14 protein-coding genes are annotated in these 18,338 nt (G+C 68.3%); 9 read left to right on the top strand and 5 right to left on the bottom strand.

The features are described 5' to 3' along the window. Positions 1–4: 4 nt before the first annotated feature. Positions 5–544 carry a hypothetical protein gene (locus AC07P1_RS09425; protein ID WP_494695538.1) on the top strand — a complete coding sequence of 180 codons (540 nt, stop codon included), beginning with the start codon at positions 5–7 and terminating at the stop codon, positions 542–544. A 53-nt stretch (positions 545–597) separates the two neighbouring features. Here AC07P1_RS09425 and AC07P1_RS09420 read toward each other — a convergent pair whose 3' ends face one another. Continuing rightward, positions 598–2,091 (bottom strand): hypothetical protein, encoded by a 1,494-nt coding sequence (locus tag AC07P1_RS09420; protein WP_494695537.1) that lies wholly within the window; start codon positions 2,089–2,091, stop codon positions 598–600. A 188-nt stretch (positions 2,092–2,279) separates the two neighbouring features. On the opposite strand from AC07P1_RS09420, the gene AC07P1_RS09415 reads away from it, so the two are divergent. From AC07P1_RS09415 to AC07P1_RS09390, 6 genes are all read left to right on the top strand, one after another. After that, entirely contained in the window at positions 2,280–2,810 is a 531-nt protein-coding gene (locus AC07P1_RS09415) for a DUF2589 domain-containing protein (RefSeq protein WP_494695536.1), read from the top strand. Between the two features lie 23 nt (positions 2,811–2,833). Further along, entirely contained in the window at positions 2,834–3,109 is a 276-nt protein-coding gene (locus tag AC07P1_RS09410; RefSeq protein ID WP_315213299.1) for a hypothetical protein, read from the top strand. Next, positions 3,096–3,677 (top strand): hypothetical protein, encoded by a 582-nt coding sequence (locus AC07P1_RS09405; protein WP_494695535.1) that lies wholly within the window; start codon positions 3,096–3,098, stop codon positions 3,675–3,677. Before AC07P1_RS09410 ends, AC07P1_RS09405 begins: the two co-directional genes overlap by 14 nt. Before the next feature lie 164 nt (positions 3,678–3,841). Then, a complete protein-coding gene (locus tag AC07P1_RS09400) occupies positions 3,842–4,459 on the top strand; it encodes a DUF2589 domain-containing protein (RefSeq protein ID WP_315213294.1) in 618 nt (205 codons plus the stop codon). 86 nt (positions 4,460–4,545) lie between these two features. Beyond that, a complete protein-coding gene (locus AC07P1_RS09395; RefSeq protein ID WP_494695534.1) occupies positions 4,546–5,193 on the top strand; it encodes a glycoside hydrolase family 19 protein in 648 nt (215 codons plus the stop codon). A 50-nt stretch (positions 5,194–5,243) separates the two neighbouring features. After that, the gene (locus tag AC07P1_RS09390) at positions 5,244–6,452 is read left to right on the top strand and encodes a hypothetical protein (RefSeq protein WP_494695533.1); all 1,209 of its coding nucleotides are present in this window, start codon (positions 5,244–5,246) and stop codon (positions 6,450–6,452) included. Positions 6,453–6,495: 43 nt separating this feature from the next. Here the strand turns inward: AC07P1_RS09390 and AC07P1_RS09385 are convergent, their stop codons facing one another. Next, positions 6,496–8,736 carry a glycoside hydrolase family 3 N-terminal domain-containing protein gene (locus AC07P1_RS09385; protein WP_494695532.1) on the bottom strand — a complete coding sequence of 747 codons (2,241 nt, stop codon included), beginning with the start codon at positions 8,734–8,736 and terminating at the stop codon, positions 6,496–6,498. A gap of 175 nt (positions 8,737–8,911) precedes the next feature. Here AC07P1_RS09385 and AC07P1_RS09380 point away from each other — a divergent pair, with 175 nt between their 5' ends. Beyond that, positions 8,912–9,913 carry a LysR substrate-binding domain-containing protein gene (locus AC07P1_RS09380; RefSeq protein WP_494695531.1) on the top strand — a complete coding sequence of 334 codons (1,002 nt, stop codon included), beginning with the start codon at positions 8,912–8,914 and terminating at the stop codon, positions 9,911–9,913. Here the strand turns inward: AC07P1_RS09380 and AC07P1_RS09375 are convergent, their stop codons facing one another. Continuing rightward, complete coding sequence (locus AC07P1_RS09375; protein ID WP_494695530.1) at positions 9,914–12,766, bottom strand: DUF8487 domain-containing protein; 2,853 nt, start codon at positions 12,764–12,766, stop codon at positions 9,914–9,916. Positions 12,767–12,914: 148 nt separating this feature from the next. Between AC07P1_RS09375 and AC07P1_RS09370 the strand changes: the two genes are divergently transcribed. Continuing rightward, the gene (locus AC07P1_RS09370; RefSeq protein ID WP_494695529.1) at positions 12,915–14,918 is read left to right on the top strand and encodes a TonB-dependent receptor plug domain-containing protein; all 2,004 of its coding nucleotides are present in this window, start codon (positions 12,915–12,917) and stop codon (positions 14,916–14,918) included. A 179-nt stretch (positions 14,919–15,097) separates the two neighbouring features. On the opposite strand, the gene AC07P1_RS09365 is transcribed toward AC07P1_RS09370, so the two are convergent. Both AC07P1_RS09365 and AC07P1_RS09360 read right to left on the bottom strand, forming a co-directional pair. Then, positions 15,098–16,111 (bottom strand): hypothetical protein, encoded by a 1,014-nt coding sequence (locus AC07P1_RS09365; protein ID WP_494695528.1) that lies wholly within the window; start codon positions 16,109–16,111, stop codon positions 15,098–15,100. 83 nt (positions 16,112–16,194) lie between these two features. Further along, positions 16,195–18,177: a glycoside hydrolase family 97 protein gene (locus tag AC07P1_RS09360; RefSeq protein WP_494695527.1), complete on the bottom strand. Its 1,983-nt coding sequence runs from the start codon at positions 18,175–18,177 to the stop codon at positions 16,195–16,197. Between the last annotated feature and the right edge of the window lie 161 nt (positions 18,178–18,338).

Raw genomic sequence — 18,338 nt, 5'->3', positions numbered from 1 at the left:
CACCATGACCTCCACTCCACTTTCCGCGTGGCTCGCGTTCAGCCAGGCGTCGCTGTCCATGTACCGGCAACTGAACCAAGCCTCCCTGGCCGGCGCCCGCCCGCCGGGCGACCAGGCCGCGCTGGCGCTGGCGCTCAAGACCGCGCTCGACCTCGGTCAGCAATGGAAGCAATTGCAGGACGAAATCTTCACCAAGCTGTTGCATACGCAGTTGACGGCGCTGCAGTCGCAGGGACGGTCGGTGCCGCTGCGCGACATGCTGGCGCTGCAACAGTCGCTGTCGGACGATCTGGCGGCGCGGCGCGGCGAGGCCGTCAAGGCGGTGACGGCGCGCGCCGAGTCCTGCATCGAGGATCTGTGCCAGGCGCGCGGCGGCGAGGAGATCGCGATCGTGGTCGCCGGTTTCGCCGAGGACGTCGGCGGCAAGCTGCGCGCGCACGCCGAAGAGAGTTTCACGCTGCTCAACGCGGCCAACGCGGCGGCCACCGTGCTCACCCACCGTGCCCTCGATGACGCCATCGCCGCCGCACCAGCCAAAACCTGACGCCGCGCGCGCACCGGGAAAGCCCATCGCGGCCCGCCGCGATGGGCTTTTTTTCATGGCGCGGGCGCGGCCGGCACCGCCATGGCAGCCACGGCGTCGGCGTCGGCGCGGGCGTCGGCCTGCGGCGCGGGCGCGGCCGCGTCGGCCGGCATGTCCAGCATATAGCTCGGCAGCACCCGCCCGAACATGGCGCCGAACATGGCGCCGGCCTGGGTCGCGGCCAGCCGGAATTGGCGCCGCAGCTCCTCGGCCACGCGCGGATCGCTATTGGCGCGGTAGCGCAGCTGCAGGCTCTGCATGCCGCGCAACTGGTCCTGCAGCGGCGTGAGCTGGTCGGCCGCCGCGCGTCCGCCGACATAGGCGCCCTGGCTCATGCCCATCAAGGTCAGCAGGGTGGCCGAGATCTGGATGTTGCCCAGCTCGTTGGCGCCGCTGGCGATCACGTACGCGGCGATGACGAAGGTAAACACCAGCATCTGGAACTTGTAGATGTCGAAGCGCTTGTTGGTCAACAACAATCCGCTGGGACGGCCTTTGCCCTGCATGTCGGCGACCGGCGCGGTGAACCAGCCGAGTTGCTGCACGTACTGGTAGATCGCCGGATCGAGGTCCTTGCGGATGGCGATGGCGGCCTGGCTGGCGGCGGTGCCGGCGGTCGAGATGCCGATCAGGTACAGCAGGTCGGTCGACAGCTCCTGCAGCAGGCCCGTGCGCAGCCACTGGTAGAACAGCAGCGTGGCGACGATCAGGGTGAACACCAGCATCTGCAGCTGCGACAGGCTGGCCTGGCCGTTGGCGCCGGTGATATTCCACGGCAGCAGGCGGCCGGCGCCGCCGCGCCAGCGCCGGCCCGGCGCGCCGCCCGGCCCCGGCACGCGCGCGCCCAATGGAATGGCGGCGGCGGCCACCAGATAAAAGAACGCCGCGAACAGCAGCGCGGCGACCAGACTGGCGCCTTTGCCCGACACCGTGAGCGGCAGGTCGCGGCCGAAGTACGGCGCGCCGCGCCGGCCGTCCGCATAGGCGAAGGCGGCTATCTTCAGGTGCAGCGACTGGTCGCGCTCCCAGAACTTCCAGAACGGCATCGGCGCGGCCGCGCTGTCGAAGTCGTCGGCCGCCGGCACGCGGAAGTAGACGCGCGTGGTCACCTCGGTCCGGTCGGCGTCGCGCGGGCTGGCGCTCTTGACCATCTCCACGCTCTCGACCTCCAGCGGCACCGTCAACAGCGCGCGGTTGCGCCGCAGCTCGAAGTAGCCGAGCACGCAGATGCGGTCGAGGCGTTCGGCGAAGTTGGGCGAAATGGACAGGTGGCCCAGGGTGCCGCTCGCCAGGCTCGGCGACGGCAACCTGACCCGGGCGTTGTCGAGGGTGGCGATGGCGGCGGCGACCGGCGCCCGCAGGCGCACCACCCGCGCGGCGGCCGGCTCGCCCAGGCGCGGCGTGCAGGCGTCGTCGCCGCCGGGGTCACGCGTGCCATCCGGCCCGCCGTCCCGGGCGGCGGCGCCCGCCGCCAGCGCCCACGCCAAGATGCAAATCAACAATTTCATGGTCGTCCTCCGATGGAAATGGCGGCCGGCGCGGCGCCCCGCCCAGCAATATGGTGGGGCCGCCGGCCGCGCGCGCGCTGACGCTCGCTGGCGCCGCGCCAGTATTGGTCAGCAACGGCGCGGCGCGCCTGGCTATGCTGGTTGGGCGCTGACACCCGTCGGCGCCCAACCACTTCACGGGAACAGAAATGGCTATCTTGACGAGTCTGGAAGACATGGTGCGGGCGATCGCCGGCTCCGTGATGAACGCGCAGCACATGGTGGAAAAGGCCCAACTGGCCAACATCGCCTCGTTTTTCGACGACCACAAGCAGCCCACGGTGATGGAGCTGGAACTGCCGGCCATCCACAGCACCGCCCCGGCCGACGCCAACTATTTGTACCGCGTGCCGCTGATCTCGCTCGTTCCGCACAGCTCGCTGGTGATCGGCGAGGCCGAGATCGAACTGGACGTCGAGCTGGGCGACTTCGAGGAACACGAGCGCACCGGCGCGCACGATGAACTCATCGATCAGTTGGGCCGCGCCGCGCCGGCCGCGCGCAAGGCGGCGCTGATGGTCAACCTGGCCCACGGCGGCCTGGCCGCCAAGAACGGCAACGCCGTGCACATCAAGCTCAAGCTGATCGCCAACGACAAGTCCGAAGGCTTGGCGCGGCTGGTCGACGACGTCGTCAAGGCCCAGGGCCCGGCTGCCGTGCGCACCCAACCGGCGGCCTGAGCCGCCATTCAAGGAGCATGGGCATGGCGACCTTCCAATTGACCAACATCCGCTACATCAAGCGCGTCGTGGTCGGCAATGACAATCCGCAGAGCATGCGCACCGAGGCGGAGGTCCAGGAATCGATGGACCTGGTCAACCGCTGCCTGACGGTGTCGCCGCGCGGCTACGTGCTCAACGTCGAGAAGAGCTTCGGGCTGTACAACGTCGGCGAGCACCAGATCGTGCTGCAGTACGCGGTCTACCACATCGGCTTCGAGCGCAAACCGCTGTTCCTGGACCAGCATGGCGGCGCCTAGACGGCCCGCCGCCGAATGCGACGACGCCTACCTGCGCCGCGCGCTGGCCGACGCGTGGCGCGACGTCAACCTGGCGCTGGCGGCCGATGCCGATCGGCGCGGCGCGGCCATCCGCGTGGCGCCGCCGCCGTCTTTCCGCTACGTGGCGCTGGCCCCGGCGGATCGGGCCGAAGGCGGCGGCCCGCGAGCCATCCCGGGCGCCATGTTCCATCGCCAGTATGCGCTTTGCCTCGATACGCTGGAGCTGACCCTGCACGGCTACTGCGTGCCAAGACGCGCCGGCTGGGAGCGGCGCATGGAACCGACCTTCACCACCCGCCCGCCGCTGCTGTGGCGGCGCTTGCTGGGGCCGTCGCCGCTGCTGGCGCTCACGGTGCGCGCCGACGCCGGCGCCACCAGCGTCCACCTGGCCGTCGCGCCACCGGCCGCCGCGTCCTCGGCCGCAGTGGAGGTGCGGCTCGAGCCGGCCTTGCAGGCGGAGCTCTCGCGCCTGCACGCGGGCGCGCCGCGCCGCGCCTCGGTGGCCGCGCGCGCGCTCGCCTGGCTGCTGCGCCGGCCCCGCGCCTGACGGCGGCGCGGCGTCAGAAAGCGCCATCCCCGCCCGTTTTCCGGGCCGTAATCTAGCCATGTCGCCACCGCACCGCCGCCATCCCGGGGCGCGTGAGCAGCGATATCCGCCACCCGTGTGGCATTCAACGACCCGCGAGGGTTGACCTTAACTGGAGTAAAAAAATGGCTGAAATTATTGACATCGCATCGCAATTCAAGGGACTGCCGATGGGCGACCTGATCGGCGGCCCGCTGACGGCGGCGTGCGACGCGCAGGTGAAACTGGCGAACGCCACCGCCAACTTCATCAAGTACATCGGCTTCATGCCGCCGAGCGAGAACGATCCCGGCGGCGTCGGCACCACGCGCCTGGCCCATTTCGCGTTCACCCGGCCGGTGGCCGATCCGGCCGACGCCAGCAAGACCGTGGAGGAAGCCGTCACGCTCGACGTGCCGCTGCTGGCGATCGTCAAGATCCCGAGCCTGTCGATCACCAAGGTCGACATCACCTTCGACATGGAGGTCAAGTCCTCGTTCAGCGCCAAGGAATCGACCGACTCCAAGGCGGCCTTCTCGGCCGACGCCAAGTTCGGCTGGGGCCCGCTCAGCGTGAGCGTGCACCTGGAGGGCTCGGTCGCCAGCCACAAGGAAAACACCCGCAGCTCGGACAACTCGGCCAAGTACCACGTGCAGGTGCTGGCCGAGGATGGCGGCATGCCCGAGGGCCTGGCGCGCGTGCTCGACATCCTGCAAACGTCGATCCAGCCGCGCGTCGCCCCGGCGGCGGCCAAGGCGGCCTGACGCCGCGCCAGCCGCGTGACACGTCGCCGCCGCCCCGCGCACCGGGCCGGCGGCGACGCTTTCCGACGATACCCCCAGGAGTTCCCATGAACCTCATCACCGAACCACAATTGCGCGCGATCCTCGCCTGCGCCGCCGACGACGCCCGTCCCGGCGCCTGGCTCGACGCCCTCAACGCGGCCATGCACGATTGCGACATCGCCACCCCGGCGCGCCAGGCGGCTTTCCTGGCCCAGGTGCTGCACGAATCGGGCGGGCTGCGCCACCTCGAGGAGGCGCTGAACTATTCGCCGCAACGCCTGCGCCAGGTCTGGCCGCGGCGCTTTCCCACCGACGAGGCGGCGGCGGCCTACGGCCACGCGCCGGAACGGCTCGCCAACCACATCTACGCCGACCGGCTCGGCAACGGCGACGAGGCCAGCGGCGACGGCTGGCGCTACCGCGGGCGCGGCCTGATCCAGCTAACCGGCCGCGACAACTACGCCGCGCTGGCACGCGCGCTGGCCATCGACGCGCTGGCCGACCCGGCGCTGCTGCTGACGCCGGCCGGCGCGGCGCTGTCGGCTGGCTGGTTCTGGCGCGCGCACGGCCTCAACGAACTGGCCGACCAGGCCGGCGGCCCCGACGCCGACGCGCGCTTCGCCGAGATCACGCGCCGCGTCAACGGCGGCACCAACGGCCTGGACGAGCGCCGCGCCTACTGGCTGCGCGCACGCCAGGCACTGGACGCCTAGCGCGCCCGCCCCTTTTGATTCCTCCATCGACTGACAACAAGGTGAACATCATGAGCAACTACAACAAGGTTCAATTCATTTCCTGGGAGCTGTACACCGGTCCCTTCCGCGCCGCCGCCCGCCCCGGCACCGGCTGGTACTCGGGCCTGCTCAATCCCGCGCTCGACAAGCGCCTCGACGCGCTCGGCCAGTGCTGGGACATCGAGGCGCGCATCGCCTTCACGGCCGACGCCATCGCCCAGGCAAAAAAGAAAAGCGACGACGCCAAAACGACGCTGAAAGTGTTCATGGCGCCCGAGTTCCTCTATCGCGGCGCCGGCGGCGCCTACCTGCACGACATGATCACCGGCTGGGCCGCCCACGCGCCGGCCGAGCTGGAGTTGCCGGCGCCTTACGTCGGCCGCTGGGACGGCCTGTTCGGCGGCCTGCGCGCGCTCGTCGCCAAGCCCGGCTATGAGGACTGGGTGTTCGTGTTCGGCACCGCGCTCAGCGCCTCGTTCCCGACCGCCAAGGCCGCCAACGGCAAATACCTGCTCGATCCGGGCGCCATGGGCGAGATCTACAACAGCGCGCTGATCCAGCGCGGCGGCGCGGCCAACGGCGACAGCAACTACGTCTCGCGCAAGCACTACATCTCCCACATCGACTTCGTCAACCAGCTGGGCGCGGCCATCCAGCACGGCCCCGGCAACGTGCTGCCGTTCGATCCGCGCGCGGTGATTCCGGCCGACATCCTCGGGGTGGCCGAAGGCGGCGCGGTGTTCGGCCTGCCCGGCGTCAACGACGCCAACGGCAAGCCGATCGACTTCGGCATCGAGATCTGCCTCGACCATGCGCAGAGCGGCAACAACGCCAACCTGTTCGGCCGCATTCGCACCGCCGGCCAGTACGTCAAGCTGCAGCTGGTGCCGTCGGGCGGCCTGAACCTGATTGACGCCTCGATCCGCCTGCAGCCGGGCGGCGCGGCGACGCCCCGTTCCTACGCGTTCAACTGCGACGGCCTCAACGCGTTGCCCGGCGCCGCGGGCGGCTGCCATACCCAGGTGTGGAACGGCGCCAACGGCGCCAGCCCGGTGCCGGCCGCCAACAAGCTGGTCGAGGCCAGCGGCGGGCAGCCGCTACCGGGCACCATCGTGGTGCCGGTCACCGGCAATGTCGTCACCCCGCACGGTCCGGTGGCCGCCGACATGCTGTGGAACAGCGGTGGGCCGGTGCGGGGCGCCGGCAGCGTGCGCCTGCTGTCGGCGCTCGACCTGTGACGCCCTCACCTTGATTCGACGGCCTGGCGCCGGGCGGGCCGGCTCATTCGGTCAACTCGATGCTGGCGCGCAGCCGGATGTCGTCCGAACCGGCGCCCACCATCAGCTCGAACCGGCCCGGTTCGGCCACCCACTGCAGCTTGCGGTTGAAGAACGCCAGGCTGTCGCGGTTGAGCGTGAAGCTGACCGTCTGCTGCTTGCCCGGCGCCAGCGCGACCTTCTGGAAGCCCTTCAGCTCTTGCAGCGGACGCACGGTGGACGCGACCGGGTCGCGCAGATACAGCTGCACGATCTCGGTGCCGGCCACCGCGCCGGTGTTCGCCAGCGTGAACGACAGCGTGATCTTGCCGTCGGCCTTCATCGCGTTCTGGCTCACCTTCATATCGCGATAGGCGAACGTGGTATAGCTCATGCCGTGGCCGAACGCGTAGCGCGGCGTGTTCGGCATGTCGATGTAGCCGGATTTGTAGAGTACATCGCGCGGATCGGTCACCGGGCGGCCGGTCTGGTATTGCTGGTAGGTGATCGGGATCTGCCCCTGGTGGCGCGGGAAGGTCATCGGCAATTTGGCCGACGGGTTCACCGCGCCGAACAGCACGTCAGCGATGGCGTTGCCGCCCTCGCTGCCGGGCAGCCACGCGTACACGATGGCCTTGGCCTCTTCGGCCACGTTCTCGAAGACCAGCGGGCGGCCGGCCAGGATCACCACCACCGGCGTCTTGCCGGCCGCCTTCAGCGCCGCGAACAGTTGTCCCTGGCGTCCGGGCAGGCCGATGTCGGCACGCGACTTGGCTTCGCCGCTCATTTCCCAGGACTCGCCGACGGCCAGCACCACGACATCGGCGTCGCGCGCCGCCGCCACGGCCGCCGCGAAGCCGCCATCGCCGGCGCAGGCGATGTCGCAGCCGGCGGCGAAGCTCACACGCGTGCCCGATCCGGCCTGCGCGCGGATGGCGTCGACCAGGTTGACCACGCGCTCGGCGTTGGACTTGACGATCCAACCGCCCTCCAGGTCGCGGCGGGCGTCGGCCAGCGGACCGACGACGGCAATCGATTTGACGCCCCGTTTGATCGGCAGTGCGCCGCCCTCGTTTTTGAGCAGCACCATGGACTTGGCGGCGGTCGCGCGCGCGGCGGCGCGGTGCGCGGGATCGTTGACGGCCTGTTTTTCACGCTGCACATCGGAGAATCGGTAAGGATCGTCGAACAGACCCAACTCGAATTTCTTGGTCAGCACGCGCCGCACGGCATCGTCCACCAGTTTCACGTCGACCTTGCCGGCGCCGACCAGTTGCGCCAGCGAGCCGGAATAGGCGTTGCTCTCCATGTCCATGTCGCTGCCGGCGGTAATCGCCTTGGCCGCCGCGTCGGACAGGTCGCCGGCGTAGCCGTGCGGGACCATCTCGCCGATCGAGTTCCAGTCGCTGACGACGAAGCCCTTGAAGCCCCAGGCGCCCTTGAGGATGTCGCGCTGCAGGAAGGCGCTGCCGGTGGCCGGCACGCCGTTGAGCGTATTGAACGAATTCATGAAGGTGGCAGCGCCGGCGTCGAGCGCCGCCTTGAATGGCGGCAGGTAGGTCTCGTACAGCAATTGGTCGCTCATGTCGACGGCGTTGTAATCGCGCCCGGCGATGGCGGCGCCATAGGCGGCGAAGTGCTTGGCGGTGGCCATCACCGAGCTGGTGCCGCCCAGTTTGGCGCCCTGGAAGCCGCGCACGCGCGCCTCGGCGATGCGGCTGCCGAGGAAGGCGTCCTCGCCGGCGCCCTCCATCACCCGGCCCCAGCGCGGATCGCGGCCGATGTCGACCATCGGCGCGAAGGTCCAGTGGATGCCGGAGGCCGAGGCCTCGCGCGCGGCGATGCGCGCGGCCTGCTCGATGGCCTCCAGGTCCCACGACGCCGCCTCGCCGAGCGGCACCGGGAAGATGGTCTCGTAGCCGTGGATGACGTCGAGCCCGAACAGCAGCGGTATCTTCAGGCGCGACTGCATGGCGATGGCCTGCACCGCGCGCGTGTCGGCCGCGCCCTTGACGTTGAGCATGGAGCCGACCTTGCCGGCGCGCAGATCGCTTTCGAGGTTGCGGCGCAGTTCGGATTCAGGGCCGGTGATGAATTCCTTGTCCGATATCTGGTTCAGCTGGCCGACCTTCTCGGCCAGGGTCATCTGGCGCAATAGCGCCTCGACCCGTTCCGGGATGGCCGCCCCGGCGGCCGCCCAGGCGCCGTTGGCGATCAATGCGAGCAGCGCCGCTGCCGCCGAGCGTGCGATCAAGTTCCGTGTCATGCGTGTCTCCGTGCCATGTCAGTTTAATGGGCGAAAAAGTTACGCAAATATACACGTAAAAACGAAGCGGGCTAAACGGTTTCGCATAGGATCGGAAACGATTCCAGCCAGCCAGTCTTCCGGCTGTGTCCGCATATGTGTTTATAATCGGCCGACGCCCACCCGACCCGATCCGATGAACGCCCCTGCCCGCCCAGCCGCCCACACCGCCGACTCCGACCGCTTCGTGCGCAGCCACCTGAAAATGCGGCACCTGATCCTGCTGGTGGAGCTGGGCCGGCACGCGTCGATCGTCACGGCGGCCAAGGCCGCCCGCCTGACGCAGCCGGCGGCCTCGCGACTGATCAGCGATCTCGAACACGTGCTGGGGGTGCAGCTGTTCGAGCGCACGGCGCGCGGCGTGGTGCCGACCTGGTCGGGAAAGATGCTGATACGCCGGGCCGGCGTGGCCCTGGCCGAGATGGACGCGGCCCATCTGGAGATCTCCCAGCTGCTCGGCGGCCTGGGCGGCAAGGTCGAGATCGGCAGCGTGCTGACCCCGGCGGCCGACGTGCTGGCCCGGGCGATCAAGCTGTTCAAGTCGCGCCTGGTCAACGTCAACGTGGTGGTCGACTTCAGCACCAGCAAATCGATGGTCGAGCGCCTGCTGGACGGCCAGCTCGACATCGTGCTGGGGCGGATACTGGATACCGCCTGCGTTCCCCTGCTTAATTTCGAACCCATCGCCGACGAAGTCCATCACCTGATCGTGCGGCCGGGCCATCCGCTGGCCGGACGCGCCGACCTGCGGCTGGCCGAACTGGCGCAACAATCGTGGATCGTGCCGCCCACCGGCAGCATCCTGCGCGACCGGCTGACCGCGCTGTTTCTGTCCGAGGGCCTGAACCCGCCCGCGGAAACGGTGGAGACCTTGGCCATTTCGCTGATCGTGTCGCTGCTGGGCACCACCGACATGGTGGTCGCGCTGCCGCTGGAACTGGTGCAGGCCTACCTGGACTCGGGCCAGTTGGCGCGCCTGCCCTTCGAGCTGGGCTTGAGCATGGACGTGTACGGCATCATCACCCGCAAAGGCCACGTGCTGCCGCCCGGCGCCGAAGCGCTGCTGCTGGCGCTGCGCGAGACCATCGCCGCCGACCCGGCGCTGGGCCGGGGCCGGGGCCGGGACCGGGCCGCCTAGTCAAACCACCAGATCCCTGAGCATCCGTTCCGTCAACGCCACGCGCGGCGCGAACCGCGGCGAGGCCGCGTAGGCCGTCAGGCTGCGGCGCAACTGGCGCGACACCGGATCGGCGCCGGCCGGTTCGCCCAGCTCGAATCCGCACACGATGAGGCGGCCGGCGCCGACCGTGGCCTCGATGACCAGGCCGAGCGAGCGCCCGGTATGCCAGTCGTCGATAACCCGCACGATGGGCGCCATGGCGCGTGGCAGCCCGTCAAGACGCAGCGGCGCGGCGCGATGGACCACATGCCACCACTGCCAATCGGTATGTGCATCGGTGGGAAACTCCGCCAGCGCGGCGTGGCCGGGATCGCAATGGATGCCCAAGGTGGTCGGTCCCTGTCCCTCGGTCCACAGCGTGTTCCAGAAGATCGTGGAAAAGCCGAACTTGACCGGGTGCCGCTCGAAATTGCGCACCGTTTTAGGCGGCAGCCCAAGCAGCACGGTGTCGCCGCGCGCCAACAACGGCAAGGCGGCGGCGACGCTGTCGACCACGGCAACCTCGGCCCCGGCCACCGGAGCCTGCGGATACACCCAGACATCCCAATCGTTTTCCACCGGCGCCGCCAGGCCGGCGCCGCGCAACCCGCACACCAGCTTGCACCGGGCGGCGCGCTCGACACGTCCCAGCGCGACTTCGATGGCGCCCAGCGGCACCCCGGTGCCCAGCGCCACCCCGGCGACCTGGAATTCACCCTGTTCGAGCACGTGCCCGCCCGATTCCAGGCGCCAGTAAATGGTCGCCGCCCCCAGCGCCCGCGCGCCGCCGTGCGCCACGTCCAGCTGTGCGCGCAAGGTTTCATCGCCACCGAACACCCGCTTTGGCAGCCGCGCCAGCATCACCGTGGGGCCGCAGAAGCGGCTGAATTCGGCCGCGCCGACGTAGCCCTTTTCGCGCCAGAACGGATTGAGCACGCCCACCAGCGCCGTGCCCTGGCCGGGGAAATCGTGCAGGTCCAGCAGCTGGAAGCCGCCCATGCCGGGCGTCCTCAGCGTCGACTCGATCTCCTCCTTGTACAGCAGCGTCTGCAACCTGCCCGAAGAATGCAGGAAGGCCGGCGCCAGTTCCAGCAGCCCGCTGTCGGCCAGCCGGTCCTCGAAGATATCGAAGTTCTTCGGCTTCAGATAGCCGGTGTATTGCGAGCGCTCCTTGAGGTCGGGATAGACGCACCATTGACCGATTTCGTGACTGACCACCGGCACCTTGCGCGCGCCGATGAAATCGCGGTAGTCGACCATGGTCGCCGGCGCCCGCGCGTTGACGCGCGACTTCAACTCCTCGCCCCACTGCTGGATGCGCGGCTGCTGCAGGATATGGTATTCGTTCTCGGCCAGTTCCGGCCAGCCGGCGCCGGACGTCCACAAGCGGCGCGGGTCGAGCCGCGCGAAATGGCGCACGAATTCGGCCAGGTAGGCAGTGTGGTTCTTGCCGCCGGGTTCATTCCCCTGGGGCATGAGCATGAAGCTGGGATGGTTGCCGTAGGCCTTCAAGACGCGGGCCGCCTCCGCCATCGACCACGCGTCGACCGGTTTGCCGTCGCCGATCGTGGTGGAGCCGTTCGGCCAGCACAACTCGATCTGGTAGTAGAACCCCAACTCGTCGGCCGCGTCGAACGCGGCCTTGGGCGGGCAATAGGAATGGAAGCGCAGGTGGTTCAAGCCGAACGAGCGGGCGATGCCGAGGATGCGGCGCCATTCCGCGATCCCGGTCGGCGGATGGCCGGTGAGCGGGAAAATGCAGCATTCGAGCGTACCGCGCAGGAACAGCGGCCGCCCGTTGAGAACGAACTGGGTGCCCGCTGTTTTAAGCTCGCGGAAGCCGAAGCGCACGTCGACAGCCGGGCCGCCGTCCAGTTTGGCGGTGAGCACGTGCAAGGTGGGCGAGAACTCGTCCCACAGCCCGGCGTCGGCCGGAAACGGCACCACGGTTTCAAAGGTGCCGCCGCGCTCCTGCCAGCTGACGGTTATCTGCCGCACCGCGCCGCCGCCCGCGACCTGGAGGCGGCCCGTCCCCGCGCGGCCGGAGGCGTTGCCGATCACGCCCTTGAGCGTGACCCGCCGGGTATGGATGTCCGGATAGGCCTGCAGGTCGTCGATCCACACCGGCAGCCGCGCCGACAGCTCGACCTTGCCGACGATGCCGTTCCAGTTGCCCTGGGTATGATCGCTGACGCCGTGCGCGTCCGATCCGATATCGACCACCAGCCGGTTGTCGACGCGCACCGTCAGCAGGTGCTTGCCCGGACCGAGGCGGCCAAGGTCGTACACATGGGGCGTGTGCAGGCTGTCGTCGCGGCCGACGTAGCGGTCGCCGATCCACACCCGCGTTTCCCAATGCGGCCGCTCCAGCGAGACGACGGCTTGCCTGCCGGCCCAGCCGCGCGGGATGACGATCTCGCGCTGAAACCACGCCGCGCCGACATAGTGCGTCTCCGGCTGCAAGAAAAACGGCACCTTCACGTTGTCCGGCGCGCGGTAAGCCGCGTATTCCGGGTCGTTGAAGAACTGCCTGTTGAAGAGCTTTGCCGTCCATGGCGTGTCGACGGTGATGGCGTCGCCCAGCGCGCCCGCAGGCAACGAGCCCCGCGCCGGCACGGATGCTGCCAGCGGCCCGCGGAACCAGCCACGGACGATGCCTTGGTCGTCCCGGTCCAGGCCCACCGCCCAATCGCCCTGCATGCTGACCGCCTCGCCCTGCCCCGCCGCCGCTTGCGCGGCCATCGGCACCACGGCCATCAGCGCGCCACTGGACAGGGTCTTCAAGAAACGACGGCGCCCGGCCCGATCAATCTTTTCTTTGCTAATTAACATTCGGCATCCTCTTATTTGACGACGGCAGCGGCGATCCGCGCTGAAAATATTATAAAAGCGAAAATTCCACCCTTATCCATGCAAAAGTGACATGGCTAACAAGCAATTTGATCTAGGTCGTCACGCCGGATACCGGTAAAATATCGGGATGACCAGCCCGCCCTCCATCCGCCCCGCCATCCTGCTGGCCTGCGCCCTCGCCGCCGCCGGGCCGGCCGCCGCCGCCGATGGGGCGCCGCCGCAGTCCTACCCGCCCGACTATTTCAAGCAATTCCAGGCCACGACGGCGATGGACATGGCGACCCGCCTGCCCGGCTTCGTCTTCGACGGCGGCAATCCGTCGCGCGGCGTGGCGGGCAACGTTCTGATCAACGGCAAGCGCCCGGCGTCCAAAACCGAACCGCTGGGCGACGTGCTGGGGCGCATTCCGGCGGCGGCGGTCGAACGCATCGACGTGATCAACGGCGGCACGGGCGGCATCGACATGCAGGGCTACCCGACCGTCGCCAATCTGGTGATCAAGCAAATGGACCTGGTGTCGGCCAGCACCACCGCGTCGAGCTACCTGACCGAAGACGGCGACCTGACGCCCTCGCTGGAAGGCAACTACAGCCTGAAGCGCGGCGACAAGAGCATCAATTTCTCGCTCGGCTGGACGCGCTCGCCGGACACCTCGCAGGGCCAGGGACGTAAAACCACGGTGTACGCCGGCCAGGTGCCGACCGCCGAGGTGACGATGGCCGGCGCCGGCATGGCCGGCAACAAGGTGGCGAAGTGGAACTACGGGCAAGACCTGCTCGACGGCCAACTGACCTGGAACGGCGCGCTCAATGCCTGGACCTACCAGTCGCAGGCCCGCTATGACACCGAGACGGGCGCCCTGAACAGCAACGACAACGCCGGACGCAACATCGAGCAAGGCCTGGCCTACACGCGCGACCTGGCGCCCGGCACCAGCCTGGACCTCAAGGCGCTGTACCGCAGCTCCGAGGTGGACGCGGAGTCGGCATTCTCCTCCAGCGGCCACACCTCTTACGCGGTCACGACCACCAACGCCACCGAACAGATCCTCGCTGCACAGATGAGCTGGCAGGCGCTGAACGGCGTCGTGCTGCGCGGCGGCGTCGAACGGGCCGTCAACACCAACGACAGCGCCAACGCCTACCAGGCCAACGCCGGCGCGGCCGCCGTGCCGACCGGCAGCGCCTGGGTGCAGGAAGATCGCGTCGAGGGCCAGTTGTCTTCCGTCTGGCAGCTCGACAATTCGCTCAGCGCCGAGGCCGGCCTGAAGGTCTCGCACGCCAGCCTGAGCGTGGGCGCCGACCAGCCCGAGGCCAAGGCCCATTTCTATCCCAAGCCGCGCCTGCGGTTGTCGATGTCGCCCACGCCGTCGCTGCAATTGCGCCTGCGGCTGGAACGCGAGGTCAGCCAGCTGAACTTCGGCGACGCGGCGGCCTATTTCGGCATCGCCGACGAAACGCTGCGCGCCGACTATCCCGAACTGGTGCCGGCCAAGACCTGGCTGTGCGAAGGCGCGCTGGAATACCGCTTTTGGGACCGGGGCGCCGCCGTGCTGAGCTACACGCAATCGCACATCAGCGACGTCATCGACCGCATGCCGATGCGCGCCGCCAACGCCACCTATGACGCCGCCGGCAATATCGGCGACGCCAGCGCCGACAGCGTGACCGGCATGCTGAACCTGCCGACCGACGACTGGGCACTGCCGCAGGGCCTGCTCAAGCTGTCGACCACGTGGCGTTCGTCGTCGGTCACCGACCCGACCACGCAGGAGACGCGCCGCCTGTCGGGCGAGCAGCCGCTGGCGTGGCGCATCGAATTCTCGCAGGACTTGCCGCGCCAGCGCACCGCCTGGGGCTTCTCGGTCGACAACGGCTGGAGCAACGACAGCTGGCAGCTCGCCGACCGCGCCACCAGCAGCGGCAGCGGCTGGGCGCGCGCCTTCGTCAACTACCGGCCGGCGTCGAACGTGATGGTGACTCTGGAATTGAACAACCTCACCAGCCGGACCATCAGCTACGACCGCACCCACTACACCGGCGACAGGCTGGCCGGCGGCGTCGACTTCGTCGAACACAACCTCACCCGCACCCAGCCGTTCGCCATGCTGCGCGTGCGCCGCGACTGGTAAACGCAACTCCGCCGGGGTCAGTGCCGACATTCGGACACGAACTCGTCAGCTCCGCCGGGGTCAGCAGCTCCGCCGGGGTCAGTGCCGACATTCGGACACGACCTCGTCCACAAAGCCAGCGGTACGTATGAGTCCGTGTCCGAATGTCGGCACTGACCCTCGTCGTTTTGCTCGTCGCTTTAGGGGCGCGGGGCGTGCAGCTGGAACGCGGGAGCTGCGTTGCGATCGACATGGAGCTTGCCGTCCTTGTAGACCAGTTCGGCGACCTGGATAACGGTGCGCTGGTGCCAGCGCGGGTCGGCGGCCGCCTCGGCCTCGTTCTTCTGGTGGACGAAGTAATAGATAAACGCGCGCTCGCCATCGACGACCACGTCCGGGTGCTGCCCGATCGAACGGTCGGTCGCCACGCGCCCCGGCTCGGCAAGGATGTAACCGGACTGCTCCGTCCATTTGAGGGCATCGTCGGAGCGCAGCACCATCAAGCCTTTCCACACGTCGGCGATCAGCCAGTAATGGCCCTTGAAGCGGAACACCTTCGGCCCCTCGCCCTTGGTAGGATTGACCGGCTCGTCGCCGACCTTCTTCCAGTCGCGCAGATCCCGGCTGTCGGCCGCCAGGATACGGCTGCCCGCGCGCTCGTCCTTGTACCACATGCGGTAGCCCTGCCCCAGCTTCACGACGGTCGGATCGATCATGCGGCCGGTATCCAGCTTCACCGTACCCGCGCACTCCCACCTGGTCAGGTCGGTGCTGGTCAAATGCTCGATGCGCCCTTCCGCACCGGGCACGCCCCAGCGGTGGAAGACGCCCGGCACGATGGTGAGCCACATGTGGTAGATGCCGTTTTCATACATCACGTCCGGCGCCCAGAGCGTCGCGTCCGTGCACTCCTTGGGAAACTCCGCCGTTCCCTGGTAGCGCCAGCGTACGCCGTCCGGCGAGGTGGCGATGCCGATGGCCGTGCCGTGCACCCAGCCGACGTCTTGCGGATCGGGCAGCTTCACCGTCGCCCTGCGATTGGTGTAAAACATCTTCCACAGCTTGGCGGCGCGGTCGTACACGATGGAGACATCGGCGGCGCCATCGAACACGGGATCGCGGTACAGCGGCTTGGACGCCGGCTCGTCGGCGTGCGCCATGCTTGAAAAGGCGAGCGGCAGCGCAAGCGCGAGGGTGGCCAGTGAGAATTTCATTCACATCTCCATTCGATTTTTTAGAACCGCCAAGCTTGCATTGTTATCGATAACAATGCAAGCATTTTCGAATCGAGGGAATTTTAATTGTCACGCGAGCCGGCGCTGGTTTTTGCCTTGACGGCCCGGGCGGCCACGGGCTCCAGAACCACCGCCGCGCCGCCGGCCGATGCCAGCTTCAAGGTAAGCACGTCGCCGGCGACGACCTCGCGCTCCACTCGCGTGACGTCGTTCGGCGTGGCGCCGTCCTCCCATATCGTGGCGCGGTACCTGCCCGCACCCAGGAAGCGCAGCGGCACGCGCTGGACGCCGCCGCCGCCGTTGGCCTCGTCCGCCGTCATCGCGCCGAGATACCAGCTGGCGCCCTGGCGCCGCGCCAGCACGATGTCGCGTCCCGGCTCGCCGGACAGGAAGCGCGTCTCGTCCCACGCCGTCGGCACACGCTTGACGAAGTCGAATCCGGCGGCGTCGCGGTAGGCTTCCGGCGCGTCCGACACCATCTGCAGCGGACTCTCGTAGACCACGTACATCGCCAGCGCCTGGCCGCGCGTGGACTGCGTCATCGGCAGCACCTCGCGCACCTTGAAGGTCGCCGGCGAGCCGTTGCGGAAGCCGCCCGGCGTGTAGTCGATCGGGCCGGCCAGCATGCGCGTGTACGGCAGCATCAGGTTGTGCCGCGGCGTGACTTTGTCGGTCATCTTGTCCCATTCGGCGCCCAACACGCCTTCCTGGGTGATGAAGTTCGGGTAGGTGCGCTGCAATCCGGCCGGCACGTAGGCGCCGTGCATGTCGAGCAGCAGATGGCGCTGGGCCGTGGCGGCGGCGACGCGCTGGTAGAAATCGACGACATCCTGGTCGTCGCGGTTCATGAAATCGATCTTGACGCCCTTGATGCCCCAGGCCGCATAGGTATCGAGCACCTGGTCCATGCGCGGCGCGACATGTTCCCAGTGCGCCCACAGCATCAGTCCCACGCCCTTGCCGGCGGCGTAGCGCACCAGCGCCGGCATGTCGATGCCGTCGGCGGCGCGGGTGATGTCGGTGCCCGGCAGCGCGTCGCAACACCCGCCCGGACCCGAGGCCCAGCCGGCATCGATCAGGTAATAAGGCAGGCCGGCGTCGGCGGCGAAATCGATGAAACGCTTGTAGTTTTCCATGCTCGGCTTCATGCCCACCAGCGGGCCCGACCACCAGTCCCAGGCCGCCTTGCCCGGCTTGACCCAGCTGAAGTCGCCCTGCGGCGCCGGATTCAGGTTGCCGATCAGATGCGAGCCGATCAGGTCGCCGGCGCGGTCGCCCAGCATGACTACGCGCCAGGCAGTCGTCAGCCCCGCCGGGGACACCACAGCCGGCACCGGCCGTTTCGGCGGCGCCGACAGCTTCACCCTTAACCCGCCGCCCTCACGCCACAGCGACGCGCCGGCATAGCCGTTGAGATTGGCTTGGGTGATGGCGTAAGTAGTGCGTCCGGACGGCACCGTGCACACCATCGGCACGTCGTAGGCGACGCCGTCGCGCAACTGCGATAACTTCAAGCGATCGAACGGCTCCTCGTGCGCCCCGTGGGCGAGCGACGCCAGGCATTCCGGATCCCCGGCCGGCACGAACGCGGTGCGTTCGCCGCGCACGCGCACCTGCTCCCTGCCGTCGATGCGGTAGCGGAAGGCGACGCCGTCGTCGTAGGCGCGCACGTCGATGAACAGGCGGCGGCCCGCCGGCGCGCGCTCGCGGAACACCAGGGTCGTGCCGCGATAGCGGTCGCGCGCTTCGGCGGCCTTGGTGGCGACCAACGGGATGGTGCGGTCGATGCTGACGTTCTGCTGTTTTTCCAGCGCGAGGGCGGCGAATTCGGGCGCGCCGTCAAGCTCCAGGCCCAGCGGCGAATCGGCGATGACGGTTTCGCCCGCCCGCGAAACCGAAAAGCGGCTGCCGTCGCGTTCGATCTTGATGACCGAGGCGCCGTTCGGCGACGAGATCGCGACCGGCCCGGTCGATGCCGCCAAAGCGGACGACAGGCACAGCAAGGACGCGGCCGTGGCCGCCATCGTCAAGGAAAATCGTTTCATAACACTCCGTAATAAAAACGCCGCACCGGTATGGAATATATAGAAAACATAAGGGGGAGGCAAACCTTTTTTCATGCGCTTCCTCAAAAAGCGATTGATATCAATTTTGCTATCGAAAACGCTAAATTTGGAATTGGCATCGATCGAAGTACTCTGCTAGC

This window comes from Duganella sp. GW821-FHT07F09 (assembly GCF_059418705.1).
This window is presented reverse-complemented; position numbering and strand designations above follow the sequence as displayed.